Origin of the sequence: Klebsiella sp. BIGb0138 (assembly GCF_004342285.1) — a bacterium.
Taxonomy (GTDB): domain Bacteria; phylum Pseudomonadota; class Gammaproteobacteria; order Enterobacterales; family Enterobacteriaceae; genus Klebsiella.
On the sequence record NZ_SMCV01000007.1, the window covers coordinates 296573 to 314276 of the forward strand.

Genomic DNA, 17704 nt, shown 5'->3' on the forward strand with positions numbered 1-17704 from the left:
GCGGTGGTAGGATCCGCAACCGACTCTGTAACCTGGCTAACTGGAGAAAAGATGGAACTGCTGTTATTGAGTAACTCGTCGCTGCCGGGCAAAGCATGGCTGGAACATGCGCTGCCGCTGATTGCCGGACAGCTAAATGGGCGCCGTTCCGCGGTGTTTGTCCCCTTTGCCGGGGTGATGCAAACCTGGGATGACTACACGGCGAAAGCCGCCGCGGCGCTCGCTCCGCTTGGCGTTTCAGTCACCGGCATCCACAGCGTAGCCGACCCTGTCGCGGCCATTGAGACGGCCGAAGTGGTGATTGTCGGCGGGGGGAATACGTTCCAGTTGCTGAAAACCTGCCGCGAGCGCGGGCTGCTGGCGCCGATCGTCGATGTTGTTAAGCGTGGCGCCCTGTACATCGGCTGGAGCGCGGGCGCTAACCTCGCCTGTCCGACCATCCGCACCACCAACGATATGCCGATTGTCGACCCGCAAGGTTTTGCTGCGCTGGGCCTGTTCCCGTTGCAGATCAACCCGCACTTTACCAACGCCCTGCCGGAAGGACATCAGGGTGAAACCCGTGAACAGCGTATTCGCGAACTGCTGGCGGTGGCGCCGGAGCTGACGATTATCGGTTTGCCGGAAGGCAACTGGATTCAGGTGACGCAGGGGCACGCGACGCTCGGCGGCCCGAACCCAACGCTGGTATTCCGCGCCGGTGAGGAAGCGGTGGCCCTGAAAGCCGGGCATCGCTTTTAACCACAGAGGGATCGATTCCCGGCGGGCGGCATTAGCCAGCGCCGGGCTATCGACCCTTGCCCCGGTCAGGCCGCGCGCCCGGGAAATCCTGCGCCTTAATATTCATCGCGATCGTCATCTTCATCCGGCTGCTCCATCACGCTATATGCCACCGAACAGAACAGCGAGTTCAGGCGCTTCATATCGCCAAGTAATCCGAGGTGCAGCGAGCTGGTCTCAATACTCTGCACGTTCTGCTGGTGCAGACGATCGACGTGCGCGTGCGAGTAGCGCCGGTTCATAATGCGGAAACGGTGCTTGTTACGACGCAGACGGCGGGCGCTCGGCACGTCGCTGGAGAAAAAGACCGACATCGCCAGCTGCAGGTTGCTAAGCAGCTGATCGTATAGCCCATCGAGCTCTTTAAGCCCTTCGACGGAGAAGGCACGCCGCGCCGCCAGCGATTTATCGGCGATTTCGCTGCCCATTCTCTCCACAATATCGGAGGCCTGCTCCAGGTTGAGCGCCATTTCGATGATCTCCGCCCAACGCCGGGATTCCTCTTCCGCCAGCTCATCTTTCGGCATCCGCGCCAGATACAGCTTGATCGCGGTATAGAGCACGTTGATGTCGTCCGCCAGCCGGCGCAGCTCTTTCTCCTCCCGCGGCTCACCGTGCATCACCTTGCGCAAACCGTTCAGCATCTGCTCCATGGCATCGCCGATACGCAACGTTTCGCGCGCGGCATTCGCTAACGCCAACGCGGGGGTATCCAGCGCCGACGTGTCCAGATGCTTAGGCTTAAGATGGAGGTCCAGCTCGGGATCTTCGCGAATCAGACGTTTGCAGAGCCTGGCCATCGGTTCGGCAAAGGGGACCATCGCCACGCAGCGAATCAGGTTGTAGAAGACGTGGAAGTAAATCACCAGCTCCGATTCCGGTAACGGCATCCGGTGCATCGCGTTCGCCAGCACGTGCACAAACGGCAAAATAATCAGGCTGCCCACCAGCTTGAACAGCAGGCTGCCCAGCGCGACACGACGGGCGGACGCGTTGGCGGCGCCGTTGTTGATCATCGCGAGGATCCCCGAGCCGAGGTTGGCGCCAATGACCAGACACAGCGCGACCGGGAACGAAATGACCCCGGTTGACGTCAGCGTGGCGGTGAGCAGCACCGCCGCCAGGCTGGAGTAGCTGATGATGGCGAACATGGCGCCAATCAACGCATCCAGCATAATATCGCCGGTCAACGAGGCGAAAATCACCTGAACGCCGTTGGCCTGGGTGATGGGGTGGACCGCCTGCACGATCAGCTCCAGGGCGAGTAAAATCAGCCCCAGCCCGATCCCTACCCGCCCCAGCTGGCCGGCCCGCGTCTGTTTGCGGCCGAGGAAAAAAATCACCCCGATAAAAATCAGCAGCGGCGACAGCCACGACAGGTCGAAGGTCAGTACCCGCGCCATCAGCGCGGTACCGACGTCGGCGCCGAGCACTATCACCAGCGCCGGCGTCAGCGCCACCAAATCCTGGGCGACAAACGACGTCACCAGCATGGTGGTGGCATTACTGCTCTGGACCAGCGCGGTGACGCCTATACCGGCGCAGAACGCGAGCGGTTTTTTCTCAACGCTACTACTGAGGACGGCGCGCAGACGCGCGCCAAACACGCGCATGACGCCGGTACGAACGATATGGGTGCCCCAGACCAGCAGGGCGACAGCAGAAAGCAGATGCAGCAGAGTTAACACGGATTGTTGTTCTCCTTATTACCCGACGGATAAATGCCGATAACCCCGTCCAGGATTCCCCCGGCGGCGCTGCGCTTAGCCGGGCTACATAGTCCGGGGCAATCTCAGTCAGAGCAGATCGTCCTGAATCAATACCCCAGTATAAGGGTTTAGCAGCAATAAAGAGACAGGGCGCCCACAGAGCGCCCGCTAAGTTGTAAGTTAAGATGACAGATTTGTGACAGGCCGCGATTTAGTCCGCGTCGTACCCCAGATTGGGCGCCAGCCAGCGCTCCACCTCGGCGGGGGTCATGCCTTTACGCCGGGCATAATCCTCCACCTGATCGCGCTGTATTTGCGCCACCGCGTAGTACTTGCTGTCGGGATGACTGAAATACCAGCCGGAAACCGAAGCGCCCGGCCACATGGCGAACGATTCGGTGAGTTTCATCCCGGTATGCGCTTCGACATCCAGCAGCTCCCAGATGACCGCTTTTTCCGTGTGCTCCGGGCAGGCCGGATAGCCCGGCGCCGGACGAATCCCCTGGTAGTTTTCGCGAATCAGCTCCTCGTTGCTGAGGTTCTCATTCGCCGCATAGCCCCAGTAGACTTTACGCACCCGCTCATGGAGATATTCGGCAAAGGCTTCGGCCAGGCGGTCGGCAATCGCTTTGACCATGATCTTGTTGTAATCATCGTGCTGGGCATCAAACGCCTCCGCCAGCGCGTCTTCCTCCAGCCCGCCGGTGACCGCAAAAGCGCCGAGATAGTCGGCTTTGCCGCTGAGCTTCGGCGCCACGAAATCGGCGAGGCAGTAGTTGGCGAAGCCGACTTTCTCGGTCTGCTGACGCAGATGATGGCTGACCGTCAGCACATGGGTACGGGTTTCATCGCGATAGATTTCAATATCATCCCCCACCCGGTTAGCCGGGAAGAGTCCCACCACGCCGCGCGGATTCAGCGTCTTCTCTGCGCTCAGTTTATCCAGCATGTCGTTAGCATCTTTGAACAACCGCTGCGCCTCTTCGCCCACCACCTCATCTTCCAGAATGCGCGGATACTTCCCGGCCAGCGACCAGGTCATAAAGAACGGCGTCCAGTCGATATAGTTACGCAGGGTTTCGATGCTGGCTTCAACGCTCTGCACCCCCAGGCGGTGAGCGACCGGCGGCGTATAGCTTGCCCAGTCAAAGGCCAGATCGTTCTCGCGGGCGGCCTGTAATGTGACCGGCGGCGTACGCGGCTTCTTGCGTCCATGCTGGATGCGCACGGTTTCGTACTCTTTACGGGTGCGCGCGACAAAATCGTCATGCTGCGTCGCGGAGAGTAACGCCGAGACCACGCCCACGGTGCGCGAGGCGTTCTGCACGTAAACCGTCGGGCCGCTGTAGTTCTGCTCGATTTTGACCGCCGTATGGGCTTTCGAGGTGGTCGCGCCGCCAATCAGCAGCGGAATGGTAAAGCCCTGGCGCTCCATCTCTTTCGCCACGTTCACCATTTCGTCCAGCGACGGCGTAATCAGCCCGGAAAGACCAATCAGGTCGGCATTCACTTCGCGGGCGGTTTTGAGGATCTTATCCGCCGGGACCATCACGCCCAGATCGATGATTTCGTAGTTATTACACTGCAGCACCACGCCGACGATATTTTTGCCGATATCGTGCACATCGCCTTTAACGGTCGCAATTACCATCTTGCCGTTGCTGGAGCCCTTTTCCTTGCTGGCTTCAATATACGGTTCCAGATAGGCCACCGCCTGCTTCATCACGCGGGCCGATTTGACCACCTGCGGCAGGAACATTTTGCCCTCGCCGAACAGATCGCCAACCACGTTCATGCCGTCCATCAGCGGGCCTTCGATAACTTCAATCGGCCGGGCGGCCTGCTGGCGCGCCTCTTCGGTATCCAGCTCGATAAACTCGGTAATGCCTTTCACCAGCGAGTATTCAAGACGTTTTTTCACGTCCCAGCTGCGCCATTCCGCCTGCTGAGCGTTGGCGGAGTCGTCCGTTTTACTGCCGCGATATTTTTCCGCCAGCTCCAGCAGACGCTCGGTCCCCTCATCGTGACGGTTGAGGATCACGTCTTCGACGGCATCGCGCAGCTCGGCTGGCAGATCGTCATAAATGGCCAGCTGACCGGCGTTAACAATCCCCATGTCCATGCCGTTACGAATGGCGTAGTACAGGAAGACGGCGTGAATCGCCTCGCGGACCGGATCGTTACCGCGGAATGAGAAGGAAACGTTGGAGACGCCGCCGGAAATCAGCGCGTGCGGCAGCTCGCGTTTTATGTCTTCACAGGCGCCGATAAAGTCCTGAGCATAGTTGTTGTGCTCTTCAATACCGGTGGCGACGGCGAAGATATTGGGGTCAAAAATAATATCTTCCGGCGGGAAGCCCACCTCTTCGGTCAGAATCTTGTACGCCCGGCGGCAAATTTCAATTTTACGCTGGCGGGTATCGGCCTGCCCCACTTCGTCAAAGGCCATGACCACCACGGCGGCGCCGTAACGGCGCACCTTCTTCGCATGCTCGACAAAGGCCTCGACGCCCTCTTTCATCGAGATAGAGTTGACGATGCCTTTACCCTGGATGCATTTCAGCCCCTTTTCGATGACATCCCATTTTGAGGAGTCGATCATAATCGGCACCCGGGCAATGTCGGGCTCGCCGGCAATCAGGTTGAGGAAACGCACCATCGCCGCTTCCGCGTCGAGCATCCCCTCATCCATATTGATATCAATAATCTGCGCGCCGCTTTCCACCTGCTGGCGGGCGACGTCCAACGCTTCGTTATACTTTTCTTCTTTAATCAGGCGCTTGAACTTCGCTGAGCCGGTCACGTTGGTCCGCTCGCCGACGTTCACAAACAGGCTGTCGTCACCGATATTCAGCGGCTCAAGCCCGGCCAGACGGCAGGCCACAGGAATTTCGGGAAGCCGGCGTGGCGCAAGCCCTTCCACCGCGCGGCTCATTGCTGCGATATGTTCCGGCGTGGTGCCGCAGCAGCCGCCGACGATGTTGAGGAAGCCTGACTCCGCCCACTCGCGAATCTGCGCCGCCATGGTATCGGCGTCCAGATCGTATTCGCCAAAGGCGTTGGGCAACCCGGCATTGGGGTGCGCGGTCACGTAGCATTCGGCAATCCGCGACAGCTCCTGCACGTACTGACGCAGCTCGTCTGGCCCAAGGGCGCAGTTCAGGCCGAAGGTCAGCGCATCGGCATGGCGCAGCGAGTTATAAAATGCTTCGGTGGTTTGCCCGGAGAGCGTACGCCCGGAGGCATCGGTGATGGTGCCGGAAATCATGATCGGCAGTTCCACGCCCAGCGCTTCAAACTCCTCTTTCACGGCAAAGATCGCCGCTTTGGCGTTGAGGGTATCGAACACCGTCTCAATCAGAATCAGGTCGACGCCCCCTTCCACCAGCGCCCTAGTGGACTCGCGGTAGGCTTCCACCAGACCATCGAAGGTAATGTTGCGGTAGGCCGGATCGTTGACATCCGGGGAGATGGAGGCCGTGCGGTTGGTCGGGCCGAGGACGCCCGCCACATAGCGCGGTTTTTCCGGCGTCCGGGCGGTCCACTCATCGGCGCAGGCGCGCGCCAGCTTTGCTGCGGCAAAGTTGATTTCCGCCGACAGGGATTCCATCTGGTAATCCGCCATCGCGATCGTCGTCGAGTTAAAGGTGTTGGTTTCAATGATATCCGCCCCCGCCTCAAAGTAGGCGTCATGGATGGCGGTAATCACTTCCGGCTTACTGAGCACCAGCAGGTCGTTATTGCCTTTCAGATCGCAGGGCCAGTCGGCAAAGCGCACGCCGCGGAAGTCCTGCTCACTCAGACGATAGCCCTGGATCATGGTGCCCATGCCCCCATCCAGAACCAAAATACGTTTTTTTAACTGCTGATGCAGTTGTTCAACTTTGCTGCTCACACTCGCTCCCGACAACGCTCAACCAGACCGAAAAACTCAACGAACCATACTGGCATAAAGCACAGTGGCGGGAAAGAGAACGGCGGACAATATGAGACATGTTCAGCTTCACTCCTCCGATCAGTCGGGTTGTGATTGCAAATCGGTCAAATAAAACGAAAACTATTTCCACGATACAGAAAAAAGGAATCTGCGATGGCTACCCCCGTTCCCGCTAAACGCGGCAGAAAACCCGCGACTCCCGCAGCGCCTCAGGCTGGCGGCCAGGTTCAGTCACTCACCCGTGGGTTAAAATTACTCGAATGGATTGCCGAATCTCACGGCAGCGTGGCATTGACCGAACTGGCCCAACAGGCTGGTCTGCCCAACTCCACCACCCATCGCCTGCTGACCACCATGCAACAGCTGGGCTTCGTGCACCAGGTCGGAGAACTGGGGCATTGGTCCGTGGGCACTCACGCCTTTGTGGTCGGCAGCAGCTTTCTGCAAAGCCGCAACCTGCTGGCTATCGTCCACCCCATCCTGCGCCGGCTAATGGAAGACTCCGGCGAAACGGTTAACCTGGCGGTACTGGATCAGAGCGACCACCAGGCGATTATTATCGACCAGGTGCAGTGTACCCAGCTGATGCGCATGTCCGCGCCGATTGGCGGCAAACTGCCGATGCATGCCTCCGGGGCGGGAAAAGCGTTTCTTTCACAGCTCAGTGAAGAGCAGGTGACCAGCCTGCTGCACCGTAAAGGCCTGCACGCCTATACCCACGCCACGCTGGTCTCCCCGCTACATCTGAAAGAGGACCTGGCCCAGACGCGCAAGCGCGGCTACTCCTTTGACGATGAAGAGCATGCCCTCGGCCTGCGCTGCGTTGCGTCCTGCATTTACGACGAGCACGGCGAACCATTTGCCGCCATCTCGATCTCCGGCCCCATTTCCCGGATGACTGACGATCGCGTCACCGAGCTGGGCGCCCTGGCCATTAAAGCGGCGAAAGAGGTGACGCTGGCCTACGGCGGCAGACGTTAACAAAAAGGACACTGACATGGGCAAGCCGCTCGCGTTCTGGCAGGCAAAGTACCCGCAGGCTTTCTGCTGGTCATTTGGCGATTCGCCAGAAATGGCCGATGAACTGGTCGCACGAGTTATCGCCGGGAAAAAACGGGCCACCTGCTGCTCTTTCGCCAGCTATCAGGCCAATGAACGGCCGGTGACCCCCGGCGCCATGCATATCGTGCTTAACGGCGCGGGCGAAGCGGCCTGCGTGATACGTACCCTGGCGCTGCGGATTGTCCGCTTTCATGAAATGAGCGCCGAACTTGCCGCGCTGGAAGGGGAAGGCGATCTTAGCCTGTCATACTGGCAGCAGGCTCATCGCTCATTCTTTGAGCGGGAAGGCCGCTGGTCAGCCGATATGGAGCTGGTCTTTGAAGAGTTCGCGGTCATTGAGGTCATGGCCGCGCGCTGGCCGCAGCTTATCCGGCCTGCTGTCGTTCGCCGTAGCGCACGCAAAAGCGCTGGCGGCGGCGGTAGGCATAGACATCTTCCACATGACCGCTGCGAATTCGCGTCTGTAGCTCCCGCCAGTAGTCCGCACGCAGCAGGTCGGCATGCATCTCTTCGAGCAGCGGTCCGATCCGTGGGTCAGCGCACAGCCAGTGGCGAAACTCTTCCGGGAAGACATCTCCTGGCGCTACGCTGTACCACGGTTCGCTCGCCAGCTCATCTTCCGGGTAGCGCGCCGCCGGGATCTCGCGGAAATTCACTTCCGTCATGTAGCAAATTTCATCGTAGTCGTAGAATACCACCCGGCCATGGCGGGTCACGCCGAAGTTCTTAAACAGCATATCGCCGGGGAAGATATTGGCGGCGGCAAGCTGGCGAATCGCATTCCCGTACTCCTCCACCGCATCGCGCAGGGCCTGGCCCTCCACCTGTTCCAGCCAGAGATTAAGCGGCACCATTCGCCGCTCGATATAAAGATGGCTGATGGCGATACGATCGCCAAGATCGGTGATTTTCGCCCCCGCTTCCGCCTGTAATAACGCCATCAGCGGCGTAGAGATTTGCCGTTTATCCAGCACGAAGTTTTCAAACTCCTGGGTATCGGCCATCCGCCCGACGCGATCGTGCTCTTTTACCAGCTGATAGCAGGCGCGGACGTGGGCGGCGCTCATCTCTTTTTGCGGCGCGAAACGGTCTTTGATGACCTTAAAGACCCGGTCAAAGCCAGGGAGGGTAAAGACCAGCATCACCATCCCGCGGATGCCCGGCGCTTCAATAAACTGTTCGTCACTGCCGGCAATATAGTGCAGGTATTCGCGATAGCTTTCGGTCTTGGCATGCTTCTGGCAGCCAATGGCCATATACAGTTCAGCGGTAGTTTTACCAGGCAGGATCTCGCGCAGCCATTCTACCAGCGCGCCGGGCAGCGGGGCGTACACCATAAAATAGGAACGAGCGAAGCCAAAGACGATGCTCGCTTCGGCATGGGTGGTCAGGCAGGCATCAACAAACAGCTCGCCATCGTCGGTGCGATGGATAGGTAGCAAAAATGGCAGGGTCGCTACCGGCGTCACCAGTTTGCCCACCAGCCAGGCGGCTTTATTACGATAAAAGAGTTCGTTCGCGATCTGCAGATGGGACCGGGAGAGCATCTCGCTACCCAGCGCTTCCTGCAGGCTGGCGCTGATGTAAGCAATATCGCGCGCCTTGTTTTGCCACGCCAGGCGCAGAGGTAAATCGGATAACACTTTGCTTAATAACGTCTCCCAGCCGCGCTCGGGGAAAAAATTTTTCGCCAGCGGCCGGGGAATAGAGCGGAAGCTGCGCGCCGGCTGCGAACTGAAAATAAACAGCCGCTCGGGTGTCAGCGAGCGGTGGTCAAATAACCGGCAATAGACGGAATTGAAAAAGCTCTCCGCAATTTCGAAGCGCGGGTAATCCGGCAACAGATGAGTGTAGTGCTCCTTCACCCGCAGCAAAAAATTAACGTCGGTGCTTTTCCCTTCGGTGATGCAGCGCAGCTGCTCCACTACCAGGCCAACATGATGATCGTAGAGGTGAATACGCTGTTTCATGGCCTGCTGCACGGCATGCCAGTCGGCCTGTTCAAAGCGCTGCTGCGCGCCTGAAGTGACTTCGAGAAAACGCCCGTACTGGGCGTCAAAACCCTGCAAAATCGTCTGGGCAATCAATAATTCCAGGCCACGCGTCATACCTTCCCCCTCACCCCGGCCCTCTCCCGGCAAGGGAGAGGGGGAAACATCAGAACTGCTCTTCTTCCGTTGAACCGGTTAACGCCGTCACCGAGGACGCGCCGCCCTGGATAATCGTCGTCACCTTGTCGAAGTAGCCGGTGCCCACCTCCTGCTGGTGAGAGACGAAGGTGTACCCTTGCCCGGCGGCGGCAAATTCCGGCTGCTGTACTTTCTCAACATAGTGCTTCATCCCTTCACCCTGCGCATAGGCGTGGGCCAGGTCGAACATGTTGAACCACATGCTGTGAATGCCCGCCAGGGTAATGAACTGATACTTGTAGCCCATATCAGACAGCGCCTGTTGGAATCTGGCGATGGTGCGGTCATCGAGATTCTTCTTCCAGTTGAACGATGGCGAACAGTTATAGGCCAGCAGCTTGCCCGGGAAGCGCGCGTGAATAGCGTCGGCAAAGCGGCGCGCCTGCTCAAGATCCGGTTTTGATGTTTCACACCACACCAGATCGGCGTACGGCGCATAGGCCAGGCCGCGGCTGATCGCCTGCTCGATCCCGGCATGGGTACGGAAAAAGCCTTCGCTGGTGCGATCGCCGGAGATAAACTCACGATCGTAGGGATCGCAGTCGGAGGTGATCAAATCCGCCGCATCGGCATCCGTTCGCGCAATAACCAGCGTTGGCACGCCCATCACATCCGCCGCCAGGCGCGCGGCCACCAGTTTCTGGATCGCTTCCTGCGTCGGCACCAGCACTTTGCCGCCCATATGGCCGCATTTCTTCACCGAAGCCAGCTGATCTTCAAAATGAACTGCCGCTGCACCGGCTTCGATCATCGATTTCATCAGCTCGAAGGCGTTGAGAACGCCGCCAAAACCGGCTTCGGCATCGGCAACGATCGGCAGAAAATAGTCGGTATAGCGCGGATCGCCCGGCTCAATTCCCGCCGCCCACTGGATCTGATCCGCGCGCCGGAAAGTGTTGTTGATCCGATCGACCACCGCCGGTACCGAGTTGGCCGGGTACAGCGATTGATCCGGGTACATGCTCGAAGCAAGGTTCGCGTCCGCCGCGACCTGCCAGCCCGAGAGATAAATCGCCTCAATCCCGGCCTTCGCCTGCTGCAATGCCTGCCCGCCGGTCAGCGCGCCGAGGCTGTTGATGTAGCCTTTTTTGGCTGCGCCGTGCAGCAGTCGCCACATTTTGGCCGCGCCAAGCTGCGCCAGCGTGCATTCCGGATTGACCGAACCGCGTAATTTCACCACATCCTCAGCGCTGTATGGGCGGGTAATACCTTCCCAACGTGGCTGCGTCCACTCTTTGTTTAATTCTTCAATTTGTTGAGTACGGGTTTTCATATGCAGATGCTCCATAGGGTAACGAGTGGATGAATTACGCCAGAAGGCGGTAGCCTGGCAACGTTAAGAAATCAATCAGTTCGTCTGAAGTGGTGATCTGTTCCATCAGGCGCGCGGCATCGTCGAAACGCCCGCTGCTATAGCGGTGTTCGCCCAGCTCGTCCTGAATCACCATCAGCTCCTCCGCCAGCCACTGGCGGAATAGCGCCCTGGTGACCGGCGTACCGTCACTGAGCGTTTTCTGATGATGAATCCATTGCCAGATAGAGGTACGTGAAATCTCGGCGGTGGCCGCATCTTCCATCAGGCCATAAATCGGTACGCAGCCGTTGCCGGAGATCCAGGCTTCGATGTACTGCACCGCGACGCGGATGTTGGCGCGCATCCCCGTTTCCGTGCGTTCGCCCGCGCAGGGCGCCAGCAGCTGGTCGGCGGCGATCGGCGCATCCTCTTCCCGGCTGACGAACAGCTGGTTGGCATGTTCGCCAAGCACCCGATTGAAGACCGCCATTGCGGTGTCAGCCAGGCCGGGGTGGGCAATCCAGGTACCGTCGTGGCCATTGTTCGCTTCCAGCTCTTTATCCGCGGTAACTTTGGCGAGAACCTGACGATTGCGATCGGCGTCTTTACTGGGGATAAATGCCGCCATGCCGCCCATCGCAAACGCGCCGCGTTTATGGCAGGTCTTAATCAGCAGCCGTGAGTAGGCGCTGAGGAAAGGTTTATCCATGGTCACCACCTGACGATCGGGTAAAACACGATCGCCGTGGTTCTTTAACGTTTTGATGTAGCTGAAAATGTAGTCCCAGCGCCCGCAGTTCAGGCCGACGATATGGTCACGCAGCGCATGCAGGATTTCATCCATCTGGAATACGGCCGGCAGCGTCTCAATCAGCAGCGTGGCTTTGATCGTGCCGCGCGGCAGCGCAAACCGATCTTCGGTGTAGCTAAAGACTTCGCTCCACCACGCCGCTTCCTGCCAGGCCTGGGTTTTCGGCAGATAGAAATAGGGGCCGCTGCCTTTCGCCAGCAGGTTTTGATAGTTGTGGAAGAAATAGAGCGCGAAATCGAACAGGCTGCCGGGAATCGCCTCCCCGCGCCACGTCACATGTTTTTCCGGCAGATGCAGGCCGCGCACGCGACACACCAGCACCGCGGGGTTGGGCTTCAGCTGGTAAATTTTACCGGCCTCATTGGTGTAGCTGATGGTGCCGTTAACCGCATCGCGCAGGTTAATCTGGCCATCGATCACCTTGTCCCAGTCCGGCGCCAGCGAATCCTCAAAATCCGCCATAAACACTTTCACATTGGCATTGAGGGCGTTAATCACCATTTTGCGCTCAACGGGGCCGGTAATTTCGACCCGGCGATCCTGCAAATCGGCCGGAATACCGCGGATCGTCCAGTCACCATTTCTTATGGAAGCCGTTTCCGAAATAAAATCAGGGAGCTTTCCGTCATCAATGGCCTGCTGTTGCTGGATACGCGCCGCCAGCAGTTTATTGCGCTCAGGCGTAAAGCGGCTCACCAGTTCCGTCAGGAATTCCACCGCCTCGGGCGTTAAAATCTGTTTTTCCTGCTCGCCATAGGGCCGGGTAAAGGCCAGTTCGTCAGTGATTGTCGCCTGTTGCGTCATGGTGTAGCTCCTATTGGTTGATCCAGTTGGCGCGGATGAACGATCGTTGTCTGGTTTTCGCTCAACACAATTAAGACTACTCAATAAATTTTCAAAATCAAAAACAATTTCCATTTTTAATTTAATATCAATTCAACATATTGATAACATTAAAATTAAAGTTAATATCAAACGTGAACTGAATTTCGGAAACAAAAAAGGCACCCGAAGGTGCCAGAGGCAAAATGCTGAAACGCTTTAGGATCGCGTTATCTGGAGGATTAATCCAAAGTCGGATTCATATTCCGCAGATCGTATGGCGTGATCTGGTAGACGTAATAGTTAAGCCAGTTCGCAAACAGCAAATTTCCGTGGCTGCGCCAGGTGGCACGCGGTTTGTTTTGCGGATCGTTGTGCGGGAAATAATTGTACGGAATTTCCGGACTCAAACCGGCTTCCACATCGCGGAAAAATTCACTGGCCAGGGTATTTGCATCGTATTCCGGGTGACCAGTAACGAACGCAATACGTTTGTCTTTGCTGGCAAACAGATAGGCATCGCCCTCTTCCGTTTCCGCGAGGATTTCTAAATCGGTATAGTCACGAATTAACGCGGCCGGGAAATCAGCATAGCGTGAATGCGGCGCGAGGAAGGAATCGTCAAAACCGCGGGTCAGCAGAGCATGAGGATGCAGAATGTGGTGTTCATAAACGCCAGAGATTTTTTCAGCGCGGGTCTGCTTAGGAATACCGTACAGAATATTGAGCGCGGCCTGTACCGCCCAACAGACAAAAAGCGTTGAGGTGACGTGATCTTTTGCCCACTCCAGCACCTGCTTGATCTGCGGCCAGTAGGCCACATCGTTAAACTCCACCAGACCCAGCGGCGCGCCGGTCACGATCAGTCCGTCAAAGTTCTGATCGCAGATATCCTCGAAATTACAGTAGAAGTTATTCAGATGCTCGCTGGGCGTATTGCGGGATTCACGCGCATCGATACGCAGAAGCTGGATATCAAGCTGCAGCGGAGAGTTCGATAGCAGACGCAGGAACTGGTTTTCCGTCTCGATTTTTTTCGGCATCAGGTTGAGGATGAGTACCTTCAGCGGACGAATTTCCTGGGTTGTTGCGCGCGTAGTGGTCATCACAAAGACGTTTTCATTACGCAAGAAATTGACGGCTGGCAGCTCGTCCTGCACCCGAATCGGCATAACTTTATTACCTCATAGCATACGTATAAACGTTTAGACATCCAGATAGCTAACAATAACCAGGAATAAATAAAATGTCGAGTCTGCACGTAGAAGGTGAAAAAGTTTCAACCCCATTCGGTTTAACGTGGCGAGACGTTATAGGGTTGACGGCCCGAGCCGGGTCTATCCGTTACTGCTTAGCACAAGAATAAAAAAGATAAAAAGGCTATCCATCAGGACGGCCTTCCCCATCCCCGCCAGGAGGATGTGAGCAATTCGCGATCCGTATCAAATATTTTAATTAATCTCGCCAGCCGCTGGTGATGTGTAAACCGTTTGACAGCCTTCCCGAAAGACCATTGCTACATTGCGGCAATCCATCAGGTCTTACAGCGACAGGAAGCAAGCATGAAAATCACCAAACTGACGACATTTATTATGCACGTGCCGGTAACCAAAAATATCATCGGCGATTCTACACACCGCATTACACACTGGGGCATGCCCGGCGTCATGATTGAGACGGACAATGGTCTGGTCGGTTACGGTTATACGGGTACCCATGCTGATATCGCTACCGACAGATTGCTCACCACCATTATCAGCGATGTTTTCGGCCCGATGCTACTCGGAGAAGATGCCAATGAAGTTCGTTACCTGCACCGTAAATTATCCCGTAGTTCAACCAATATCTGGGTAGGACGCGGAGGATTGATGCAGATGGCGCTCTCCGCCATTGATATTGCGCTGTGGGATCTGAAAGCCAAGATGGTTGAACAGCCGCTGTGGAAAATTTTTGGCGGCTCACAGCACACTCGCGTTTCCGCCTATAACACCGATTGTGGCTGGTTAGTCAGAGAGACCGCCGAGTTGGTCGATGACTGTAAGAAGATGATTTTTGAAGAGGGCTTTAATGCCATCAAAATGAAAATCGGCAAACCAGACCCGCGAGAAGACCTCAGGCGGATTGAAGCCGTCAGAAAAGCGATCGGCGATGACGTCAATCTGATGGTGGATGCGAACGCCAGATGGGATATCAGCACTGCCAAACAGTATGGTTCACGGCTGGCTGATTTTGACATTACCTGGTTTGAAGAGCCGATGTGGCATGACGATGTATCCAGTCACCGCGCGCTGGCCAGGCATATCAGCACGCCTCTCGCCCTGGGAGAACTACTTTATCATTTTGATTCTTTTAAAGAGTTTGTACTCGCTGGGGCCGTCGATTACCTACAACCAGACGCCACGCGCTGCGGTGGGCTGACGGCAGTCTGGGAAATTGCCGACCTCGGGCTGGCATTTAATCTGCCGGTGACACCGCATCACGGTGACATGATGCAAGCTCAGTTGCATCTGGTCATGGCGCACCCGGCCTGCTCGCTGCTGGAATTCATCCCCTGGACGCTGGAGTGTTTCGTCGATCCGGTAGAAGTGAAAGAGGGGTTCTATTCTCTCCCCACGGCGCCAGGCGCAGGCACCACGCTGCGGCGAGAAGCCCTTGATCGTTTCAGCGTCAGATAACCCTTACCGGTACATCGTCTGAACGACAAAAAATAATGACAAATACCAAGAGGTGAACTATGCCCGCCCCTACCGATCTTGATTTATCACAGGCAATACGTAAATCCATACGACGGATCATCCCGATGGTCACGCTGATGTTTATTCTGGCCTATCTGGATCGTTCAAATATCGGTTTTGCAAAACAAGAATTCCAGCTGGACACAGGGCTAAGCGATGCAGCCTACGCCTTTGGCGCCGGCATCTTTTTTATCGGTTATGCCCTTTTTGAAGTCCCAAGTAATATTCTGCTTTACCGCATTGGCGCCCGAGTGTGGCTGGCGAGGATCATGATCACCTGGGGTCTGGTCTCTGCGGCAATGATGTTTGCACATACCGAAACGATGTTTATCTTCTTACGTTTTCTGCTGGGGGTGAGTGAAGCAGGGTTCTTTCCCGGCGTCATTCTCTATCTGACTTTCTGGTTCCCGCAACAGATCCGCGCACGTGTTACCGGCTATTTTCTGTTTGGCGCACCGCTGGCCTTTATCATCGGCGGCCCGCTTTCCGGCTCACTGCTTTCTCTGGAAGGTACGACGCTGGCATTCGGCCTGCATGGCTGGCAGTTGATGTTCGTCGTCGAAGGTTTGTTGGCCTCAGCCGTCGGGATTTGGGTCTTTTTCTATCTGGACGATCGTCCTGACGACGCCAGGTGGTTAACGCAGCAAGAGAAAGCGGCGCTAAGCCAGACGCTTAATCATGAAGAGCAGATGAAACTGGCCCATGGTCCAAAAGGCGTGTGGCAGGCCCTACTGGATGTACGCGTGCTCTACCTATGCCTGATCTGGTTCACCGTCCAGGTTTGCGGTTACGGGATCTATTTCTTCCTGCCAACCCAGATCGCCACTCTGATGGGCACGAAAGTCGGTCTGCTGGTTGGCTTTGTCACCGCGATCCCACCGTTGTGTGCCGCCATTGCGGTGTATTACGTGCCACGGATCGCCGAAAAACTGCAGGAACGCCGCTACGTTGCAGCTGTCACTTTTATGTGCGGAGCCGTGGGGATCGCGTTATCGGGTTTCGCTGAGAGTATACCGCTCATCGCGATTGTCGCCCTATGCGTTGCGGCTGCGGGACACCTTGCTATGCAGCCACTTTACTGGACATTTCCCTCATCGTACCTGGGCGGAGCAGCCGCGGCTTCGGGGATCGCTCTCATTAATTCAATGGGCAATTTAGGAGGCTTCGTCGCCCCAAATCTACGCGTCTGGGCAGAGCATTCCTTCAGCTCACCGCAGGCAGGGCTCTATTTCCTCGCGCTGGTCACGGCAGCAGGTAGCCTGATGATTCTGGCATTACGACGGTTTGGGATTGATAAAGCGCAGACGATACCCTCCCCGGCACACGCCATGAAATCCGGTGAAGCGACATATCTCCGTCACTCTGATTAATCGGAAATGATACAGTGCTGCGACAATAATCAACATCAGGACAGCAACAACGATGGTTAAGATATTGGCCGTAGCACAGGAGTCACATGAATGGAATCTTCAGCAGGATGAGATCCAGGCTATCCTGCTGACCAGTAGCTGGTTCCGGGCGCTACCTGATTATCTTAGTGGGCAGATGTTGTCCCGTGCCAGCTTTTATCAGTATGAAAACGGTGAGGTGATCCACTATCGGGGAGATGAATCACAGGCGCTGTATGCGGTCATTACCGGATCCGTCAAAGTCAGCTCCGTCTCAGCCGATGGCAAAGAGTGTATTTTTCGCTATCTTTCGCCCGGCAACTGGTTTGGTGAAATCGGTATGATTGACAAATCAGTCCGTACCCACGATGCCAGAGCGCTTGGCAAAACAATACTGCTGACGCTGAAACCGCGCGACGTGGAGTCGCTTTTGCAGCACTATCCCATCCTCCACCATTTTCTGGCACTACTGCTGTGTAAAGTGGTGCGCAACGCCTTCACGATGCTCCATGACAGCGCGCTTTTATCCGTCTCAGCCCGTCTGGCGAAACGTCTGGTGAGCCTGTCGGAAGGCTATGGCGAATGGCATGAGAAAGGCGTATTAATCAACCTTTACTTAACCCAGGACGACCTGGCAACCATTATCAATGCCACCCGTCAGACCATTAATAAGCGTCTGGTTGCATGGGAAAAGTTGGGATGGATCGAGGCAAAATACGGCAAGATTTTAATCGTGAATATGAGCGCGCTCAGACAACTCTATATCGATGAAGATGAATAGCCCAAGGGGAAGGCTTGCCTGAATGCGACTGTGCGGGAACGGTCAGATTTCCATTGGCCCAAAACGCAAAAAGCCCATCCGCGAGGATGGGCTTCTTACTGATTTGATGCCTGGCAGTTCCCTACTCTCACATGGGGAGACCCCACACTACCATCGGCGCTACGGCGTTTCACTTCTGAGTTCGGCATGGGGTCAG

The 17704-nt window shown here is 56.6% G+C and carries 10 protein-coding genes, 1 rRNA gene and 2 pseudogenes; 6 read left to right on the forward strand and 7 right to left on the reverse strand.

Annotated elements, in window-relative coordinates; genetic code table 11:
* Positions 1–51 precede the first annotated feature (51 nt).
* Positions 52–741 carry a dipeptidase PepE gene (gene pepE / locus EDF73_RS17465; protein ID WP_132730336.1) on the forward strand — a complete coding sequence of 230 codons (690 nt, stop codon included), beginning with the start codon at positions 52–54 and terminating at the stop codon, positions 739–741.
* 95 nt (positions 742–836) lie between these two features.
* Here pepE and EDF73_RS17470 read toward each other — a convergent pair whose 3' ends face one another.
* Positions 837–2468 carry a Na/Pi cotransporter family protein gene (locus EDF73_RS17470; RefSeq protein WP_132730337.1) on the reverse strand — a complete coding sequence of 544 codons (1632 nt, stop codon included), beginning with the start codon at positions 2466–2468 and terminating at the stop codon, positions 837–839.
* Positions 2469–2700: 232 nt separating this feature from the next.
* On the reverse strand, positions 2701–6384 hold the full coding sequence (gene metH / locus EDF73_RS17475) for a methionine synthase (protein WP_132730338.1): 3684 nt from the start codon (positions 6382–6384) through the stop codon (positions 2701–2703).
* A gap of 195 nt (positions 6385–6579) precedes the next feature.
* Here metH and iclR point away from each other — a divergent pair, with 195 nt between their 5' ends.
* Positions 6580–7407 carry a glyoxylate bypass operon transcriptional repressor IclR gene (gene iclR / locus EDF73_RS17480; RefSeq protein WP_132730339.1) on the forward strand — a complete coding sequence of 276 codons (828 nt, stop codon included), beginning with the start codon at positions 6580–6582 and terminating at the stop codon, positions 7405–7407.
* A 16-nt stretch (positions 7408–7423) separates the two neighbouring features.
* Positions 7424–7831, forward strand: a pseudogene (locus EDF73_RS17485) (ASCH domain-containing protein); the annotation flags it as partial.
* On the opposite strand, the pseudogene aceK reads toward EDF73_RS17485, so the two are convergent.
* From aceK to metA, 4 genes and pseudogenes are all read right to left on the reverse strand, one after another.
* Positions 7784–9596, reverse strand: a pseudogene (gene aceK / locus EDF73_RS17490) (bifunctional isocitrate dehydrogenase kinase/phosphatase). The pseudogenes EDF73_RS17485 and aceK overlap by 48 nt on opposite strands.
* Before the next feature lie 49 nt (positions 9597–9645).
* Entirely contained in the window at positions 9646–10950 is a 1305-nt protein-coding gene (gene aceA, locus EDF73_RS17495; RefSeq protein WP_132730341.1) for an isocitrate lyase, read from the reverse strand.
* Positions 10951–10984: 34 nt separating this feature from the next.
* Positions 10985–12586, reverse strand: coding sequence for a malate synthase A (gene aceB, locus EDF73_RS17500; RefSeq protein WP_132730342.1), 1602 nt, complete (start codon positions 12584–12586; stop codon positions 10985–10987).
* 260 nt (positions 12587–12846) lie between these two features.
* Positions 12847–13776, reverse strand: a complete 930-nt coding sequence (gene metA, locus EDF73_RS17505; protein ID WP_132730343.1) for a homoserine O-succinyltransferase — start codon at positions 13774–13776, stop codon at positions 12847–12849.
* 390 nt (positions 13777–14166) lie between these two features.
* On the opposite strand from metA, the gene EDF73_RS17510 reads away from it, so the two are divergent.
* The 3 genes from EDF73_RS17510 (at position 14167) to EDF73_RS17520 (ending at position 17508) form a co-directional block, all read left to right on the forward strand.
* Entirely contained in the window at positions 14167–15279 is a 1113-nt protein-coding gene (locus EDF73_RS17510; protein WP_132730344.1) for a mandelate racemase/muconate lactonizing enzyme family protein, read from the forward strand.
* 125 nt (positions 15280–15404) lie between these two features.
* Positions 15405–16709: an MFS transporter gene (locus tag EDF73_RS17515; RefSeq protein ID WP_243655230.1), complete on the forward strand. Its 1305-nt coding sequence runs from the start codon at positions 15405–15407 to the stop codon at positions 16707–16709.
* A gap of 52 nt (positions 16710–16761) precedes the next feature.
* Positions 16762–17508: a Crp/Fnr family transcriptional regulator gene (locus tag EDF73_RS17520; RefSeq protein ID WP_132730345.1), complete on the forward strand. Its 747-nt coding sequence runs from the start codon at positions 16762–16764 to the stop codon at positions 17506–17508.
* A gap of 108 nt (positions 17509–17616) precedes the next feature.
* Here the strand turns inward: EDF73_RS17520 and rrf are convergent.
* A 5S ribosomal RNA gene (gene rrf, locus EDF73_RS17525) occupies positions 17617–17704 on the reverse strand; the annotation flags it as partial.

Bases quoted from the DNA above. Each gene is read 5' to 3' on its own strand.
- pepE (WP_132730336.1), top strand. From the start codon at position 52: ATGGAACTGCTGTTATTGAGTAACTCGTCGCTGCCGGGCAAAGCATGG.
- iclR (WP_132730339.1), top strand. From the start codon at position 6,580: ATGGCTACCCCCGTTCCCGCTAAACGCGGCAGAAAACCCGCGACTCCC.
- aceA (WP_132730341.1), bottom strand. From the start codon at position 10,950: ATGAAAACCCGTACTCAACAAATTGAAGAATTAAACAAAGAGTGGACG.
- aceB (WP_132730342.1), bottom strand. From the start codon at position 12,586: ATGACGCAACAGGCGACAATCACTGACGAACTGGCCTTTACCCGGCCC.
- metA (WP_132730343.1), bottom strand. From the start codon at position 13,776: ATGCCGATTCGGGTGCAGGACGAGCTGCCAGCCGTCAATTTCTTGCGT.
- EDF73_RS17510 (WP_132730344.1), top strand. From the start codon at position 14,167: ATGAAAATCACCAAACTGACGACATTTATTATGCACGTGCCGGTAACC.
- EDF73_RS17515 (WP_243655230.1), top strand. From the start codon at position 15,405: ATGGTCACGCTGATGTTTATTCTGGCCTATCTGGATCGTTCAAATATC.
- EDF73_RS17520 (WP_132730345.1), top strand. From the start codon at position 16,762: ATGGTTAAGATATTGGCCGTAGCACAGGAGTCACATGAATGGAATCTT.